We start from the raw sequence: 714 nt of genomic DNA on the forward strand, positions 1-714 counted from the left end.
AATGCATGCGCTCCACGAACGCTACCCCCAATATGGCTTCGACCGCCACAAAGGCTACCCGACAGCGGTACACATGGCGGCCCTGGAACAACATGGCGCCCTGGCCGAGCATCGCCGCTCCTTTGGCCCGGTCGCCACCGCAATTGCACAAGGGAACCTGTTTTGAGCGATCCCCGTTTTGTCCACCTGCGCTTGCATACTGACTATTCGTTGGTCGATGGCGTTGTGCGGGTCAAGGAACTGATCAAGACCTGCGTGAATGACCGGATCCCGGCGGTGGCGGTCACCGACGATTCGAACCTGTTTGCGCTGATCAAGTTTTATCAGAATGCCATGAATGCGGGGATCAAGCCGCTGATGGGCGCCGACCTGTGGGTGCAGGGCACCCACATAGAGGAGCCCGCTTGCCTGTCGTTTCTGGTGCTCAACGAAGTGGGCTACCAGAACCTGACCTTGCTTATCAGTCGCGCCTGGCAAACTAACCAGGACCGGGGCCGAGCGCTGGTGAAGCCGGAATGGGTAGCAGAGCTGAACGAAGGGCTGATTGTGCTTTCTGCTGCCTCCCAGGGTGAAGTGGGGCAACTGCTGCTGGCTGAAAAGTATGAGCAGGCACAACAGTATGCGAGCTGGCTTGCCTCTGTATATGGCGACCGCTTCTATCTGGAAGTGCAGCGGACCTCGCGCCCGGGCGACGAAGATTGCCTGCATGCCAGC

The 714-nt window shown here is 59.2% G+C and carries 1 protein-coding gene and 1 pseudogene; both read left to right on the forward strand.

Going from position 1 to position 714, the window contains the following annotated elements:
- A pseudogene (rnhB, locus tag A3730_RS31600) lies at nt 1–166 on the forward strand (ribonuclease HII); the annotation flags it as partial.
- Nucleotides 163–714 (forward strand): PHP domain-containing protein (locus tag A3730_RS11650; protein WP_156501164.1); only part of this gene is annotated, 552 nt, incomplete at its 3' end. The pseudogene rnhB and the gene A3730_RS11650, both read left to right, overlap by 4 nt.

This window comes from Alcanivorax sp. HI0044 (assembly GCF_001634945.1).